Here is a 16,148-nt window from a genome sequence, read left to right on the forward strand (position 1 = left end):
ACAGTGCGGCGAGAACTACAACCCGCGACGAGCGACCTCGGCCTCGAGTTCTTCGATGCGCTCACGGGCGTGGATGCAGTACGCCTCGCCGTAGTCGTTGGCAACAGATTCTCCGAGGAGCGCCCGCTGCTCCGCCAGGATGGCGGTCAGCTTTTCGCTGCCCAGTGTGGTGACGTCGTCGTACACCGTCCCATTGTCGCAGGCGTGGGCCGCCGAAGCACGCGTACTCTCGTCCGGAAGTGGCTGCTCGTTCCTACGTGTGCATCTGCTCAGCGCGCGGAGTTGAGAAAGCAGCTCCGAGGGCGCGCACGGTCCTGTTCGGTGGTCGTATGCCGGGCAGGACTTTGTGCTGCAGTGAGCGGATCAAGAGGGTTCTTTGGCCGTCTCGTCGGCGGTTGCGGCGTCGACTCCGGAGACGGCGGCCAGCAGTTCTTTCGCGACAACCCGCAGCTTTCGGTTGCTGCGCTGTGAATTCTCGGCGAGCATCTGGAAGGCGGCGTCGGCGTCGATCCGGTGGATGGCCATCAGCATGCCCTTGGCCTGCTCGATCGGGGCGCGGCTTTCGAGGGCCTCGCGTAGCCCGTCGGCGAGATCCCGCGCATGCCGGAAGCGCGCATAGTCGCCGATGGCACGGGCCAGAGCGGCGGTCAGGGCATCGACGACGGCTTCGTCCTGCTCGGTGAAGGCGTCGGGCCTGCGACCATAGATGTTGAGCGAACCGAAACGCTCGCTAGGTGTGTAGAGCGGGGCAGCGAGGAACGAGCGGACGCCTTCTTCTTTCGCGGCGGCGATGAACTGGGGCCAGCGTGCGTCGGCACTGTCGACGTCTACGCGCACGGTCTCGCCCGTGGTGGCCGCATGCAGGCACGGACCCTCGCCGATTTCGTACTGGTGGGCGTCGACCTGCAGTGTTCGCGCATCGGTGTGCACTGCGGTGAAGGTACGGCCGCCGGACACGATGGTGATGCCGCAGCTGTCGGCGCCGTCGATCGCCTCGTGCGCGATCTCCACTGCTCGCTGCAGTACAACCACCAGGTGATCTTCGTCCGAGATCGATCCACCCATAGCGGTCACCAACGCGGCCAACCGCTCGACGCTCAGCGTCGCGGCAGACCGGGCAACCTTCTTCACCACCGCGGGGGCGTCCTCGGGTGAGGCGAGGACGGAGTCTGCGGTGGCCGCATCAGCGTGATATGCGTCCATAACGACCCATTATGACCCCGCGCCCCTTCGATGTGGAACCAGGGCGTTCCAGAACTGCGGAGGCGGTCGGCGCCAGAGGAGGCGTTCAAGGCGCAGGTCTGAAGCTGTGGTTGAGCCATCGGGTATCCGGGCACGTCTGTATAGGAAGGTGTCAGAGCGGTCGACCACCGGAGGGAGATCCAGATGAGTGTGCGACAAACGGTGACCGATGCACTCGCTGTCGGGAGGTTGGCGCTCGATGCGGGCGTGGCTCTCATTTCGCTCGGCGGACTGATGGCAGTGCACAGTGCGGTCGGTGAGGGAGCGTCGATGGCTGTCGTAGCGCGTTCGGTTCAGGCGGCGGGGCTCAGTGACTCGGAGACCGTGTGGTCATCCGCCGTGTCGCACAGCCAGCGTGCCAACACCTGACATCCGGTCAGCCCATGCGCGTCGAGGGGCTCGGTTGCGTACGCGATGTGCCGTCCACCCCGCCGGTTGGCGATACGAATGCCACGCCAGGCCAGCCGTGGCGGGAGGTAGCCAAGAATTTCGACGAGTGCGACACGCAGACGCCGGAGGTCGGTACGCCACTGACGGGGGCTGAAGCGGGTTTTCGCCGCGTTCTGGAAACTGTTGTGGCGGAGCAGCTGCCACATGTGCGCACACCAGGTGTGCACGGTGCGCAAGGACATCGATCGGGTGAGATCCGCAATGTCGCGGACGTAGCTGTCGTCGCTGGCATTGCAGATCATGTCCTGCGGGTTCGCCACCCACATCACCGAAACCGCGGCGGGGAGCGGCGGGCCTTCGCCGGCGACGCCGCGTCCCTCGCAGCCCGGCACCACCCCGGCCGGTTGCTGCGGATCGGAAATGAATCCGGCGGCAACGATGCGGCCCACTGGGACAATGCCCGCAGCAATCATTCCGAGAAGTTCCCGGATGACCGTGCACCCCTGCGAGTAGCCGATCAGGGCGATCGGGCCGGCGTCTTCCCGGAGTCGGTCGAGTAACGCGCAGACTCCCGCTTCGGTGCTCTGCACGTAGCTGAGGCCGCCCGTCGCGACCGGCCCGTACGACGCCGGATAACCGACCCATCGGGGCGCAAAACGGTCGTCGAGTCGGACGGTCACCTCGCGGAGGAGGCCCGAGACTTCGGTGCGGCGGTCATCGGGACGGGATTCGCCGGTGCCACCGACGGCGAGCACGGTCATCTGTGACATCACTCCATGGTGCCGCCCGGCGACGCTCCCGGGTGGGTTCGGAGCCTGAGAACTTACTGGCAATCGCGAGACGATCGTGCTCATCCGATCGCCAGGGCCACCAACGCCACCAGTGGAGGTGTGCTCTGGGACAGGGCTCCAGCGACGCCCGACCCGCGAGGGCGGCTCAAGGCCATACGGTCCGAGACGGCCAGGGCGATTCCAGCCAGGAACATGAAGATGCAGGTGTAGATCACGAGGGTGCGGCCCGCGGTGTCCGACCCGGCCCACCAGAGAACAACACCGGCCACCGCGCCGGAACCGAGGAACAAGTTGTAGAACCCGACGTTGAACGCCCACAGGCGGACAGCCGGTACGTCGGAGGTGGGAATCCGGAACAGCCGCTCGTGCACCGACGGTCGGAGGAACACCACCGACTCCCACACGAACGCCAGTAGATGAACGGCCGCCGCGATCAGCGTCGCAATCTGAGCGATGACGATCATGACGCACCTGCTTGGCTCGCCAGCGTGATCCCGTACTCGTTCGCGAGCTTGTGGAGAAGGGGCGCGGCGTCCTCCTCCGAGTGCTGAGCGCGACCGAGAGCGTCGAGTTCGGTGAAGAACCCGCTCATGTCCGCACCGGCCGTGACGAGGAGGAACTCGGCCGACTCACTGAGAACGGTGAAGGTGTTCATCGTTCCCGGGGGGAAGGTGATGGATTCACCCGCGGCGAGTTCGTAACCGGTGTCGGCCGCCTGAACGAGAATCCGGCCGCGCAACAGGTGGTAGGACTTCGGCCACGGCTCGGTATGCAGTGGCCCCGGTCTGCCTTGCCGACTCTCGACCAGGAAGACCTCGTACGCCCCGCGGGTGACCTCGCCGGGTACCAGCACCGTGATATCGGCGTCGGGAATGGTGAGGCGTGGGCCGTCACAGGAGCGGAGGATGTGAACGTCAGTAGACATACTGCGACCGTAAGACCGGGATGATCGGTGGCCCATCCCAGAAATCTGGGATAGCCGCGACGGTGTGAGCAGCGCATACTTGGCTGCATGCTCGAGATCCGAGCGGACAGGATCCGCCGGGAATTGGTGGCGTTGGCGGCATCGGGTGCCGGCGTCACGCAGGTGCACGAGCGCGCCATCGAGCTGGTCGAGCAGACGGTGTGCAGTGACCTGACGTGTTGGGCGATGATCGACCCGGAGTCGCTCGCGATCAGTTCGATGACCAGCGGGCGCACTCGAATTCCTCAGGAATACGAGCCGCTGCTTGCCGAATCGGAATACGGCGGAAGTGATCCCGCGACGTTCGCCGATCTCGCCTGTACCGGTCGTGGAGTCGCACGTGCCTCCGACCTGCCCGTCGACGAGGTGGCGCGCAGTCTCCGGCACAGTTCCGTGTGGCGGCCCCTCGGTCTCCCACGCGAGGTTCGGGTCATCTTCCGAGTGGACGGAACCTGCTGGGGTGGAGCTGGCTTCGTTCGATCGGGGCCAGATTTTTCCGACCGCGATCTCGAGTTCCTCGCGCTGGTGGCGCCGGGGCTGGCGGCCGCGACCCGGGCAGCGGCAGTGCACGCTCCGGCTACCCACCCACCGGACGATCAGGGGCCGGCAGTGGTGTTGACGAGTGCCACGGGCGAACCCCTTTCCTTCACCTCCGCGGCCCGAACCTGGCGGGATCGCGTCGAGGAAGTCGCCCACGGGCGGATGACCGTGGTGCTACGAGCCGCGACATTCGGTGCACGGTCCAGCAGTTCCGGGGTATTCCGGGCCCGCATCCGTGACGCACACGGCGGCTGGATTCTGGTGCGAGCAACCGCCATGCTCGGTGGCGACGAACCGCAGACCGTGGTCACTTTCGAATCGGCCGGTGGCAGCGACCTCACCGGTCTGCTGCTCGCCGCCTATGGGTTGACCGCACGAGAACGCGAAATCTGTAGCGACGTCGTGGCGGGATACGCCACGTCCGACATCGCGCAGCGTCGTGCCATCACTGCCAATACCGTGCAGGATCACCTGAAATCCGTCTATGCGAAGACGGGAGTTCGCAGTCGCGCCGAACTCGCCGCGCGGCTCCGATTCGGCCCTGCGACGGAACCGGCAGGCGCCGGTTCCCCGCAGGTGCGTCGGGCAGAGTGATCACCTGCGCCAGAACAGGTGGTGTGCCACACCGCTGGGGCTCGGCACAACCTCGAGGTGAAACCGGTCCAGCAGCTCATCGGGGGAGTCCCACAGGCGCACGCCGGACCCGAGTTGCACCGGAGAGACCACCACATGCATCGTGTCCACGAGATCGGCGTCGAGGAACTGCCGGATGGTGGTAGCCCCGCCGCCGAGTCGGACGTCCTTGCCGCCCGCGGCGTCACGCGCTTGCTCGAGAACCGTGGCAGGGTCACCACCGACGAAGTGGAATGTGGTGTCGGAGAGGGTGAACGACGGACGCTCGTGATGAGTCATCACGAATACCGGGGTATGGAACGGAGGTTCGTCGCCCCACCAGCCGCGCCAGCTGTGGTCCTCCCACGGCCCGCGTTGGGGTCCGAACTTGTTGCGGCCCATGATCTCGGCGCCGATATTTCGGGCGAAATCCCGCGTGAAGTAGTCGTCGAGTCCGCGGCTCCCACCGGGGTCGGTCCGCATGGGCCAGCTCGCCGTGGCGCCGGCCCAGGCGAACATCTCACCGGGGTCGGCGTGGCCGAACGGTCTCTCGAAGGTCTGGTTTTCACCGGCGCCGAACCCGTCACGAGACACCGTGAAGTTCTGGACTCTCAGCAGCTGATCCATTCAGTTTCTCCTGCACTGTCGAAGAGGGTGATGATGGTTGGACTCCGCGAGCCGGACAAACTCATCGGTGGAACTCGCACCCCTCACAGTAGAGATGCCGGCGACTTCTCTCGTGCAACCGGATCTGCGAGTTGAACCACGCCCACCCTGACGACAACGCTTGACCCTGACACAGTGACAAGGACTCCAATGGTCGGCGAAGGAGGTGGTTGTCGTGAACACAACCAACCACGGTGGGCCGAACGCTCACCTCGTCGACACTCTGGCAGCAGGCGGCCCGTCGAGCCGGCTTCGGGCGGCGCTCGCTGCCGGCACGCGCCCAGACCCCCAGCTCGCGGACGCTCTCGTCGCTCGGTGCGCGGTCGAACCGGACTTCTTCGTCCGCGACATGCTGACCTGGGCCTTGCGCCGCCTGCCCAGCGAGCTCACAGTGCCGAGACTGGTCCGAGAGCTCGGGTCCGACACTGCGCAGGCCCGTAGTCAGTCGCTGCACACCCTGTCCAAGATCGGGGATCGGCTCGCCTGGCCAGGGGTGTCGGGACTGCTGCACGACGAGCACGACGAGGTCGCGCGCAGCGCGTGGCGGGCGGCCGTGGTGCTCGTGCCGCCGGGCGAGGAGGCCGCGCTCGCGGCCGATCTGGCGACAGAACTAGGTCGGGGCGATCAGCACCTGCAGCTCAGTCTGAGCCGTGCGCTGGTCGGACTCGGGGACGCTGTCCTACCGGTCCTCGACGACGCGGGGGCGAGTCCCGATCCGCGGATTCGTGCGCATGCCGGTGCTACGAAGCAGCTCTGTCACGACCCCGACACCGGATTCAGCCTTGCACTCGAGATGGCGACGCGCGTCGCGGTCGCCGGCCCGGACACGTAGCGGAAGGAGAGGGGATGTTGATCGGCGAGGTTTCTCGGCGGTGCGGCGTCAGTACGCGAATGCTGCGTCACTTCGACACGTTGGGATTGGTCAGTCCCACCGGCCGCACCACTGGCGGCTACCGCGAATACTCCGCCGACGACATCCGACGGCTGTTCCACGTCGAAAGCCTGAGGACGTTGGGGCTGTCGTTGAACGAAGTCAAACGAGCATTGGACGGGCCCGATTTCGCTCCGGCCGATCTGGTGGGAGACCTCATCCGGCACACCCGCCAGCGAATCGCTGCCGATGAGGAACTGCTCGCGAAGCTCGAACGTGTAGACGCCGCCTCCCCGGCGGAGTGGGAAGATGTGCTGCGCATCGTCGCCCTGCTGCGGGCACTCGAATCGGAGTCTGCGGCCCGTCGTCAACAAGCGATCCTGTCGCAGAGCGGGAAGGCATCGCTACCCGTCGAAGCGCTGGTCGAGGCCGCCCTCGCGGAGGAAGACCCCAATGTGGCCGGTGCGCTGCACTGGTCGTTGGCGAGGGTCGCCGGTCACGGACTTGCGCATCTCGCCAAGGGTCTCGACGCGGAGGAGGTCGACGTCCGGCGTCGCGCGACTGCCGCGATAGCGGCTGTCCACACAGCGGAGGCAACGGTACATCTGAGACGAGCCCTCGATGATCCGGATGCCGGCATCCGCGGATACGCCGCCCTGGCTCTCGGCTCTCGTGGAAACATCGACTCGATACCCGCCCTCCTCGAGATGGTCGTCGACGGGCGGCGCGATGTCGAGGCGGCCGAAGTCCTGGGCCTGCTGACGACCATTGCATGTCCGGCGGAAGATATCGTCGAGGCCCTGCAGCGCGAGCTCGACCACGCCGACGATGCGCCCACCCGGTTGCGAATCACACAGGCCCTCGCGGAGATTCCCGGCACGGCGGCACGGACGGCACTCGGCAGGCTCACCGACGACGGCGACCGGACGATCGCGTCCACCGCGGCAGCGATCGTGAGCGCGCAGGACCGGGGTCGAAGCCCGCTCCGATAATGAAGGCGCATCCGGTCAAAGTCCCCGTCGTCCGATGATGTCGAGATACGAACGAACCCGGCGATAGCGGTTCACAGCGCGTTGCCGAGCGAGGACAATGGGCAGAGGCCTCCGGCATCTCGGCGCCGACCGTCGGCGACGGCCGTGAAAGGTGAGACGATGAAGCTTGCAGTCATCGGTGGTACCGGGTTGATCGGATCGCAGGTGGTCCGCAAGCTGAACGAAGCCGGTCACGAGGCCATTCCCGCATCGCAGTCGACCGGCGTCGACCTGATCTCGGGTCAGGGTCTGGACAGCGCACTCGCGGGTGCAGATGTGGTGATCGATGCCTCGAACTCTCCGACCTTCGATGAGGCGTCCCTGGACTTCTTCCGCGCCTCCATGAGTAACCTGCTGGCGGCCGGGGAACGTGCCGGTGTCCGGCATCAGGTGGTCCTCTCGATCGTCGGTGTCGATCAAGTGCCCCAGTTGGATTACTACCGGGCAAAGACCCTCCAGGAGAACCTGCTCCGGCACGGGCCGACACCGTACTCCATTCTTCGTGCCACCCAGTTCTTCGAGTTCGTCGACGCCGTCTTGTCCTGGACCTCCGACGGTGACACAGTGCGGCTGCCCTCCACCCCACTCCAGCCGATTGCCGCTGCGGAGGTGGTCGATGCGCTCGTCGAAGTCTCCACCGGTACACCACTGGGAGGTATCCGAGACATTGCCGGTCCGGAGGTTTTTCCTCTCGACGAACTCGGCAGAATCACGTTGGCGGCGCAGGGCGATGCCCGGACCGTGACTCTCGACGAGAACGCCGGCTTGTTCGGCGCAGTTACCGGAGACGTGCTCACAGCGGGTTCAGACGCTCGTCTGGCGCCCACGCACTATCGGGACTGGCTTCAGCAGCGTCGCTGAAGTCTGCGAGGGAACTGCGGTTTCGACGCCGCCAACCCGGGTTCGGGTTCCGGCCAACACGGTGAGGAGTCCACGTGACGCGAGAGGGAAGTATCCGGGTCGGCGACCGGACCATCACGTATCTCGAAGCCGGTGACCCGGGCGGACCACTCGTGCTGCACAACCACGGGGGACCCTCGAGCCGACTGGAGGCCGAACTGTTCGATCCGTATGCGAAGGCCAATGGACTGAGATTCGTATGCGCGGACCGGCCGGGCATGGGCGGGTCAGATCTTCAGCGGGGCCGCACCTTCGAAGGCTGGACCGATGACCTCCAGCTGTTGGCCGACTCCTTCGGCGCACACCGATTCGCAGTAACCGGCTGGTCCGAGGGTGGACCGTGGGCCCTCGCGGCCGCCGCATATCTGGATCCCGCACGGCTGGTCAATGTCGTGTGCATCGCCGGGGGCAATTACGGAACGTTCGGATCGAACTGGGCCGCGAAGTACCTCAGTAGCGTCGACGCGCTGGGCGGCCGCCTGGCGCTTCACTTCCATCCCGGTTTCACACTCATGTACGACGTCCTCGGTATCAGTGCCACCCATTTCGCGGATCGCTACGCGAAGGCGATCACGCAGTCGGCGTGCACCGCGGATCGGGAGGTGTTGGCTGACGAAAAGGTCCTCGACGCGTTTCTGAGGGCAGGGCGCGAGTGCTTTCGGCATGGCGCGGACGGACTCGTCGCCGATGCCACGATGCTCTACCAGGCCTGGCCGTTCGACATGACGACAGTGTCTCGCCCCGTGCACTTCTGGCAGGGAAGCGCCGACACCCTGGTGCCGGAGATCATCAACAAGACGGTAGCGGACAAGACCCCGGGCGCCGTCTGGCACCCGATCAGTGGTGGTGGTCATTTCATCGCCGTCAGCCACGCGAACGACATTCTCGCGCTGGTAGCGAGTGACCTTGCACCCGTGGAAAACTGACGCTCCCTGTCAGGCCAGGACTTCTCGGGCGTCGCCCCGGGTGTGGTAGAACACCAATGGCTGGTGCGGCGGGCTGAGGGCGCGCAGGGATCATGCCCCCGGTTCTCTTGGTCAGCACGGTGGTCGCCGGGTGTGCGTTATCGGAGTCGGACTCGAGACGCAGTCTGATTCGCTCTCGACGTTGGCACGCATCCCGAGGAGGTCCGGACGAGCGTGAACCGTTTCCCTTCAGGCTCCCGCACCCACGAGCGCGGAAGCCGAGATTGCCACGAAGAGATCTGCGGTTGCAATTCGTCGTACGGCTCGATGCAGGGTCACCGTCTGCAGGATTCCGTGAGGGTCGAGGGTGTAGTCGACGTCGAGAACGCCTGCAGCGGTGCCGATACGGAGCGAACCCGGCCAGCCGATTCGGGCGTTGGTGGCGACGGTCCCGCCCGACACGGTGACGGCTGCCGCCACTGCGACAGCAGAGGTGAGACCGATCGCGGGATGGGGCGCCATCATCGACATCATGCGTACCGACACGTCGTAGTCCTCGGCGCGCACCAGACTTCCCGTTGCGGTGCGGTAGTCCGTGGGTGGTCCGACAATTCCCACTTTCGGGATGGCGTGGGTTATCGGATCGGTGGGCCGTGCGAGTCCCATCAGGAGTGCAGCCTCGCGGCGAAGGGCGATGAGCGTGGGAAGCCGGTCGGCGATGGTGGCGTTGTCCTCTGCGCCGGTGAGCCCGAGGTCCGTCGCGTCGAACAGCGCGGCGGGAGCGCCGGCCCGGACGAATGTTCCTCGATACATGTTGCTGCCGAGCTCGATTCGGTTGACGGCCTGGCCGGTCGGCAGCAGGGTGGTGCGATCGGCGTCCAACCCGGTGAACGTCAGACCCACCGGCACGCCGAGTGCGGGCGTGCCCGGGACCGAGGCGCTTCCCTCGGTGGGGACGTGGCCACCCGGCGTGGCGATCTCTGCCCGCAGTACGGCTCCGGTGTTCTGATTCCGCATGCGCACGATCGTGAGGGTGTCGTCGATGGCGACCAACCCGGCTTGCACTGCGTAGAGGCCGATCGCGGTGGCACAGTTGCCACAGTTGCTGCCCCATTCGACCGTCCGGTCGTCGATCGCCACCTGAGCGAACAGGTAGTCGACGTCGATGTCCGGCACGGTGGATCGCCGCACGATGGCGGCCTTGGATGTGGTGGAGCTACCGCCTCCGACGCCGTCGAGCTGCCTCGGATCGCCGGACCCGAAAGCGGCCGTGAGGATGTTGTCGAGTCCGCCGGCGCCGGCGACGTAGGGGTCGATGTCGACGGCGTTGAAGAGCCAGCACTTGCTGGTCCCGCCTCGCATCCAGGTGCCTCGGAGAGTGAACATCGGGTGGACCTTTCGATCGTGTCTGTGCTTCCAGGCTGTGGTCCGCGAGGATCAAGCACAATGGAGAAATCTGTCGTGGTCGTTCAGTGCGGCTTAAGAGTTAGAGCAGTGCCGGCACGACGACCAGGATCAGCCAGCACAGCGCCGGGGCGATGGCGACGATGATGCCTGCGTTGAGCAGCAGCTGACGGTAGAAGCGCGGCCGCTCGATGTTCTGGGCATTGGCTAGAACGAGGGCGCCGTTCGTCGAGAACGGGGACACGTCGACGACGGTGGCGGAGATGGCGAGAGCGGCGACGACACCGACCACTGGGAGCGCTCCCGTTCCCAGCAGCGGCATGGCGAGCGGAATCACTGCGGCGAGCAGTGCGGTGGAGGATGCGAAGGCGGAGGTGACGCCGATGACGTAGCAGAGCACGAGCGCGACGATGAGCGGTGCGCCGATGGTGATGGCCATCTCTGCCAGGTGGTCGATGGTGCCCACCTCTTGCAGGATGGAGATGTAGGTGACCATGCCCGCCACGAGGAGGACCGTCGACCAGCTGATGTCCGCGATCGCGTCGTTCTGCTTCTTCAGATCGGTGAACGCCAGGACAGCTCCCGCCGCGATGGCTATGAAGCTGATCGGCAGATGCAGGACCAGGACCAGCACCAGCAGGGCGCCAATGAGGAACAGCGTCAGCTTTTGGGCGCGGGTAACGGGTGCGGGTGCATCGATGAGGGTGGTCGAGACCGGTCGCGTGAGTACCCGCGTGCCTGGCGCTCCGGAGCTGCTGCCGCCGCCGCCCGTGGGCAGTATGGTCCGGTGCGGCGCGCCGTCACGTGAACCGCCGAGGGGCGCTACATCAGTCGATCCGGTCGCGGAGAACTCCAGTCCTCGGGTGCGGGCGAGCGCGGCGTAGCCGACCACCGTCAGCACCGAGAGCAGCAGGTTGATGCCGTAACTGGAGAAGAACAACGTCCACGGGGCGATGGAGAGACCGTTCGACTCGACGATGTCTCGGACCAGGACACCGGAGACGGAGATCGGCGAGAAGGCGCCGGCGTGGGCCCCATTGATGACCATGATGCCCATGACCAGCGGGCTCATGTGAGTGCGGGCGGCGAACGCCATCGCGGCAGGGATGATCAGAGCGACGGCGGCGGGACTGAACGTTCCCAGTGCGGTGAGCACGGATGCGGTGAAGAAGAACACCCAGGGAACGACCGTGACCCGTCCGTTCACCGCACGTATGCAGCTGTTGACCAGCAGGTCGATGGTGCCGTTGCGCTTGGCCATGCCGAAGAAGTAGGTCACTCCGACGATGGTGAGCACGATCGAACTCGGAAACGCGGTAAGAATTTCCTTGTCGTCGTACCCGAGTGCGAAATAGCCGACGACGAAAGCGCCGATGAAGCCGAGAATGCCGATGTTGATCGGAAAGAAGGTGGCGATCGCGAACATCGCAACGAGCGCGATGAGTGGGAGGATCTCGATGGAGGTCATAAGAGAGCTTTCCAGGCGTGGGCAGAAGGTCACATTCAGCGCTTGAACGTCGTCCACATCACACTATTGACGGCACCAGCTTAAGTGCAATACCGTTTCGCTACTGGTCCCTTTAGCTCAACTGAAGTCGGGAGGTCGAGTGCAGCACTCATTCGACGTCGTCACGCTGTTCCTGTTGCTCGACATTGCGGAAGCGGGTTCGTTGACTGCCGGTGCCGAGCGCGCTCGGATGACCCCTTCGGCTGCGTCGCAGCGCATCGCCAAGCTCGAACACAGCATCAAGCAGCCGGTGCTCACCCGGCTGCCCCGTGGGGTCCAGCTCACCGAGGCCGGTGAAGTCCTGACCAGCCGCGCACGCCTGTTCCGACGCGAGATGCGCGCCGCGAGCGGCGATCTCGAAGCGATCCGGGGCCTGCAGCGCGGGTCGGTGCGGCTCGGTTCTTTCCCTACTGTCAGCGCGTCGCTGCTCTCTGACGCGCTGAAGGAGTACCACTCACGGTGGCCTGAAGTCGACGTGCGGGTGCGTTCGGCGGTACGCCCGCAGCTTCTCGACATGCTGCACTCGAGCGAGGTGGATCTGGCATTGCTGTGGAGCTACTCGTGGACTGAGGAAGCCGAGCGGTCGCTGTCGCTTGAATCGTTGATGGAGGACGAGACCGTCCTGCTGCTTCCCATCGATCATCAAAGCGACGACGAGATCGCGCTACCGGATCTTCGCGATGCTCGCTGGATCATCCGAAGCAACGACCATCCGGCAGGGGAGGTTCTTCTCCGTAGTTGCCGCGCAGCCGGATTCGAACCCGACGTCGTCTACGAAGCCCACGACTACCAGGAGATCGAAGCGATGGTCGCCGCCGGCGTCGGAATCGCCATGGTTCCGAGGCTCGCCGTGGCCTACCACCGGCCGGACGTCCGGACGGTGACGTTTCGTAAGCAGGACCGCGTGCCGACGCGCGTCATCTACATCGCCTCTCTCGCCCGCCGCCAGTACACCCCCGCCATGTACGCGATCTCACGCGCACTACGCGGCGCCGCCGACCGCATGGCCACCGCGCCGTCCGTCTGACGGCGGGAGGAGGTGCACGTGCCGAAGGTCCGGGCGTGAAGGCAGCACCGAAATCACCTGAACGCTCTTGTATCGAAAACTTGCCCGTTCTAGGCTGAGGTATGGCCACGGTCGGTCGTGATTCGGCGGCGCCAAGCGGGTCCGAATCCCGCCGGTATCGTTCTCCGCTGCGTCGGATGCAGGCAGCTCAAACTCGAGCGGCCGTACTGGAGGCCGCCGCGCGGTTGTTCGCCGAGCACGGCTGGGCAGGCACCGGCATCAGGGATGTCGCGCAGGCCGCGACGGTGTCCGTCGAAACCGTCTACACGACGTTCGGTTCCAAGGCCTACCTGTTGAAGGCGGCGCTCGAGGTCGCCATTGTCGGCGATGACGCGCAGGTGCCGTTGGCCGACCGGCCCGTCTACACGGCAATCGGTGCGGGGCGCACGGGTGGCGACCGCATCGAGATCGCTGCGCGCATGATCGCCTCGATCAACGAGCGCATCTACCGCCTGGCCGGGGCAGTCCGCCAGGGTGCGACGGTCGATACCACGCTGGCAGCGGTGTCCGTCGACCTGGAAGGGCAGCGCAGGCGCTCGGCTGCCGACGTCGCAAATATGATCATGGGCCGTCAGCCCGACCCCGGTCAGGTCGACGAACTGTGCGTCCAGACCAGCGACCAGGTGTATGCCCTGTTCGTACAAGAATGCGGCTGGACTCGCGTCCGATACGAGTCGTGGCTGATCGACCGCATCGCAGAAATCCTCAACCGCCCGAGCTGAATTCTCGTGCGCCTTTATCTGGAGTCCGTCATGACAACCGACACTCTGCCCCACGCCGACACCCGGATCATGCGCATCGTGCACAACGCGCTACGCCGCGATCTTGCTCGCGCGATACAGGTGCTGGGCGCTGCCCCTGCGCCCACATCAGCCCAGCGGGTCGCCCTCGCCGACCACCTCGTGTGGATGATGCATTTCCTTCACCTGCACCACAGCGGCGAGGACGATGCCCTATGGCCACTCGTCCGTCAGTTGAACCCGGCCGCCGGAGCACTCCTCGACGTGATGGACGCCGACCATGCTCGGATCGGCCCAGAGATCGAGCGGGTCACCGCCGCGGCAATCGAATATCGTGCCGATTCCGCTGCCCGGCAGGACCTTCTACATTCCCTTACCGTTCTGGAGCACGTTCTCCTGCCGCATCTGCAGCGTGAAGAGGACGAGATGATGCCGGTCGTCGCCCGGACCCTGACCGGTCGGCAATGGGACGAGGTGGAGCAGCGCGTCTTCATCGCCTCGAAAACCAAGCGGGAGTTGGGAACCGAAGCTCACTGGATCGTCGACGGTGTCGATCGCGAGGATTACGACGTCGCCGTCCGTAAAGTCGGTCCCGTCACTCGGTTCATCTTGCTCCACACGTTCGCGCGACCCTATCGGCGGGCGTGCGCCGCCCGATGGGGCGCTCCTCATCTCGACGTCAGCCCCCGTCTCCACCGGCCACCTCGCACCGAGGGGTCGGTGGAGCTGTGGATCGACGCCCCGGCCCGACAGCTGTATGACGCGGTCGCCGACGTCACGCGCATCGACGAACGCAGCCCCGAGTGCCGACGCTGCGCATGGTTGCCGGGACGGTCACCGGGATCCGTGGGCGCCCGATTCCGGGGGCACAACCGCGCACATCATCTGCGCTGGTCGCGGCTGTGCGAGGTGACCGTCGCCGACCCGGGTAGGACGTTCGAGTTCCATACGGTCTCGGAGCGTCGCAACCCGCTGTACCACGACTCGACAACCTGGACCTACACCTTCATAGCGGACGGCGACGGAACGCAGGTGACGCATTCGTATCGGATCGACCGACTGCCGTACCGCCCACTGCTCGCGCTCTATTTACGTCTGCTCCCGCAGCATCGAGACATGCGACCCCAGATTCGACAGAATCTCGAGGCGCTGCGGACGCAGGCGCATGCCGGCACGACCCTGCCCAGAACGGCGTAGGCACTCCGGACGGTCGAGATCAGGCGGCTTGCAAGAGTCGGCCGCGTCCACCACGCTGAGCAGCGAGCACGAGGACTACCGGCGAGCCCAGATCGCGCACCGATGAGTTTCTCGCGCCGCGCCGGTCTATACGCCGGGCACCCACGGACGGAAAGGCTGTGCCATGCGGAAACTGATCTACGGCATGAATTTGACCCTGGACGGCTACATCGCTGCGGCCGGCGACGACATAAGTTGGGGCGGACCGCCGAGCGACGAACTGTTCCAATGGTGGCTCGACCACGAGCAGGCGAGTGGCCTGTCGCTGTATGGGCGCAAGCTGTGGGAGACGATGAGCTCCTACTGGCCGACCGGCGACCAACAGCCCAACGCCACCCCGGCGGAGATCGAGTTCGCGCGGAACTGGCGGGACACGCCGAAGGTGGTGTTCTCCTCGACGATCGACAGACAGGTCGACTGGAACACCCGCCTGGTCACCGGCGACGCGATCGCCGAGATCACCCGGCTCAAGGCCGAGGACGGCGGCCCCATGAACATCGGCGGCGCTACGCTCGCCGGGTCGGCCATGCGCGCCGGGCTGATCGACGAGTACGCGATCGCCGCCTATCCAGTCCTGGTGGGCGGCGGCACGCCGTTCTTCACCGCGCTGGACAGCTGGGTGAACCTGAACCTTGTGGAGACGCGGACATTTCCCGGCGGCGTGGTCGTGACCAGGTACGAGACGAGGCGCTGAGCAGCACCACCCAAACGCTAGTCTCACGGTGATGTCGTACTGGTACGACGCGGCCCGTGAGATTACGACGTCAGCCGCGAGACCCTACATGGCTGGAGCGTCTCACTGCCGGTGGCATTTTGAGACGCTGCACAGGAACCGGCCGTGCCCATGCCCTAGGCTGTCGCGCACTGGGCTAGCTAGTAGTTCCCGGGGACGTTAGAACTCGTCGACGATATCGACTGGACAGTGTTCGGCGAAGAAGGTGAGAAGATCACCTTCGCGGTTAACGGTGTCGAGTACGAGATCGACCTGAAGGACGAGCACGCCCGCGAGTTCCACAAACAGGTCGGCTACTTCATCGAGCATGCCACCCGGTCGCTCGTGCCGAAGACTTCATCCAAGTCCGCTCCAACGTCTGCGGATGCTACGACGCTTGTGCAATTCGCTGCCCGCTTGGACCCAGACTTGCTGCAGCAGATGAAGATCGAAGTAGCCGCCCGTGGGACGACTGTGCAGGCGGCTACGGCCGAAGCATTCGGGTTGTGGCTGTCGGCGTAGGTGACTACCGGTCTCCGGGGGAGGCGGCCCCGCGCACTGAGGTAGTAGC

17 protein-coding genes and 1 pseudogene are annotated in these 16,148 nt (G+C 65.5%); 10 read left to right on the top strand and 8 right to left on the bottom strand.

Translation table 11 applies throughout. The features are described from left to right. Positions 1-15 precede the first annotated feature (15 nt). The 5 genes from JQT59_RS16370 to JQT59_RS16390 form a co-directional block, all read right to left on the bottom strand. Positions 16-186: a hypothetical protein gene (locus JQT59_RS16370; RefSeq protein WP_201453441.1), complete on the bottom strand. Its 171-nt coding sequence runs from the start codon at positions 184-186 to the stop codon at positions 16-18. Between the two features lie 177 nt (positions 187-363). Then, on the bottom strand, positions 364-1,203 hold the full coding sequence (locus tag JQT59_RS16375) for a GAF and ANTAR domain-containing protein (RefSeq protein WP_213576980.1): 840 nt from the start codon (positions 1,201-1,203) through the stop codon (positions 364-366). Positions 1,204-1,535: 332 nt separating this feature from the next. Then, complete coding sequence (locus JQT59_RS16380) at positions 1,536-2,402, bottom strand: alpha/beta hydrolase family protein (protein ID WP_213576981.1); 867 nt, start codon at positions 2,400-2,402, stop codon at positions 1,536-1,538. An 80-nt stretch (positions 2,403-2,482) separates the two neighbouring features. Continuing rightward, a complete protein-coding gene (locus JQT59_RS16385; protein WP_109332199.1) occupies positions 2,483-2,887 on the bottom strand; it encodes a DUF1304 domain-containing protein in 405 nt (134 codons plus the stop codon). Beyond that, on the bottom strand, positions 2,884-3,348 hold the full coding sequence (locus JQT59_RS16390; protein WP_213576982.1) for a cupin domain-containing protein: 465 nt from the start codon (positions 3,346-3,348) through the stop codon (positions 2,884-2,886). Before JQT59_RS16390 ends, JQT59_RS16385 begins: the two co-directional genes overlap by 4 nt. Positions 3,349-3,435: 87 nt before the next feature. On the opposite strand from JQT59_RS16390, the gene JQT59_RS16395 reads away from it, so the two are divergent. Next, positions 3,436-4,521, top strand: a complete 1,086-nt coding sequence (locus tag JQT59_RS16395) for a helix-turn-helix transcriptional regulator (RefSeq protein ID WP_213576983.1) — start codon at positions 3,436-3,438, stop codon at positions 4,519-4,521. Here JQT59_RS16395 and JQT59_RS16400 read toward each other — a convergent pair whose 3' ends face one another. Beyond that, a complete protein-coding gene (locus tag JQT59_RS16400) occupies positions 4,522-5,166 on the bottom strand; it encodes a dihydrofolate reductase family protein (protein ID WP_213576984.1) in 645 nt (214 codons plus the stop codon). 205 nt (positions 5,167-5,371) lie between these two features. Between JQT59_RS16400 and JQT59_RS16405 the strand changes: the two genes are divergently transcribed. From JQT59_RS16405 to JQT59_RS16420, 4 genes are all read left to right on the top strand, one after another. Then, positions 5,372-6,037 (top strand): HEAT repeat domain-containing protein, encoded by a 666-nt coding sequence (locus JQT59_RS16405; protein WP_213576985.1) that lies wholly within the window; start codon positions 5,372-5,374, stop codon positions 6,035-6,037. Between the two features lie 14 nt (positions 6,038-6,051). After that, entirely contained in the window at positions 6,052-7,068 is a 1,017-nt protein-coding gene (locus JQT59_RS16410; RefSeq protein ID WP_213576986.1) for a MerR family transcriptional regulator, read from the top strand. Between the two features lie 159 nt (positions 7,069-7,227). Beyond that, positions 7,228-7,968 (top strand): SDR family oxidoreductase, encoded by a 741-nt coding sequence (locus JQT59_RS16415; RefSeq protein WP_213576987.1) that lies wholly within the window; start codon positions 7,228-7,230, stop codon positions 7,966-7,968. 74 nt (positions 7,969-8,042) lie between these two features. Next, on the top strand, positions 8,043-8,933 hold the full coding sequence (locus tag JQT59_RS16420) for an alpha/beta fold hydrolase (protein ID WP_213576988.1): 891 nt from the start codon (positions 8,043-8,045) through the stop codon (positions 8,931-8,933). Between the two features lie 228 nt (positions 8,934-9,161). Here the strand turns inward: JQT59_RS16420 and JQT59_RS16425 are convergent, their stop codons facing one another. Then, positions 9,162-10,298 carry a PrpF domain-containing protein gene (locus JQT59_RS16425; RefSeq protein WP_249354481.1) on the bottom strand — a complete coding sequence of 379 codons (1,137 nt, stop codon included), beginning with the start codon at positions 10,296-10,298 and terminating at the stop codon, positions 9,162-9,164. 100 nt (positions 10,299-10,398) lie between these two features. Continuing rightward, positions 10,399-11,784 (bottom strand): SLC13 family permease, encoded by a 1,386-nt coding sequence (locus JQT59_RS16430; RefSeq protein ID WP_213576989.1) that lies wholly within the window; start codon positions 11,782-11,784, stop codon positions 10,399-10,401. A 139-nt stretch (positions 11,785-11,923) separates the two neighbouring features. On the opposite strand from JQT59_RS16430, the gene JQT59_RS16435 reads away from it, so the two are divergent. From JQT59_RS16435 to JQT59_RS16455, 5 genes and pseudogenes are all read left to right on the top strand, one after another. After that, on the top strand, positions 11,924-12,850 hold the full coding sequence (locus tag JQT59_RS16435) for a LysR family transcriptional regulator (RefSeq protein ID WP_213576990.1): 927 nt from the start codon (positions 11,924-11,926) through the stop codon (positions 12,848-12,850). 101 nt (positions 12,851-12,951) lie between these two features. Beyond that, positions 12,952-13,611: a TetR/AcrR family transcriptional regulator gene (locus tag JQT59_RS16440; protein ID WP_213576991.1), complete on the top strand. Its 660-nt coding sequence runs from the start codon at positions 12,952-12,954 to the stop codon at positions 13,609-13,611. A 30-nt stretch (positions 13,612-13,641) separates the two neighbouring features. Further along, on the top strand, positions 13,642-14,826 hold the full coding sequence (locus tag JQT59_RS16445) for a hemerythrin domain-containing protein (protein WP_213576992.1): 1,185 nt from the start codon (positions 13,642-13,644) through the stop codon (positions 14,824-14,826). Between the two features lie 163 nt (positions 14,827-14,989). Further along, a complete protein-coding gene (locus JQT59_RS16450; RefSeq protein ID WP_213576993.1) occupies positions 14,990-15,559 on the top strand; it encodes a dihydrofolate reductase family protein in 570 nt (189 codons plus the stop codon). A gap of 198 nt (positions 15,560-15,757) precedes the next feature. Continuing rightward, positions 15,758-16,099 (top strand): annotated as a pseudogene (locus JQT59_RS16455) (Lsr2 dimerization domain-containing protein); the annotation flags it as partial. Between the last annotated feature and the right edge of the window lie 49 nt (positions 16,100-16,148).

The sequence above is a fragment of the Rhodococcus sp. USK13 genome, from assembly GCF_018343855.1.
GTDB lineage: Bacteria > Actinomycetota > Actinomycetes > Mycobacteriales > Mycobacteriaceae > Rhodococcus_F > Rhodococcus_F oxybenzonivorans.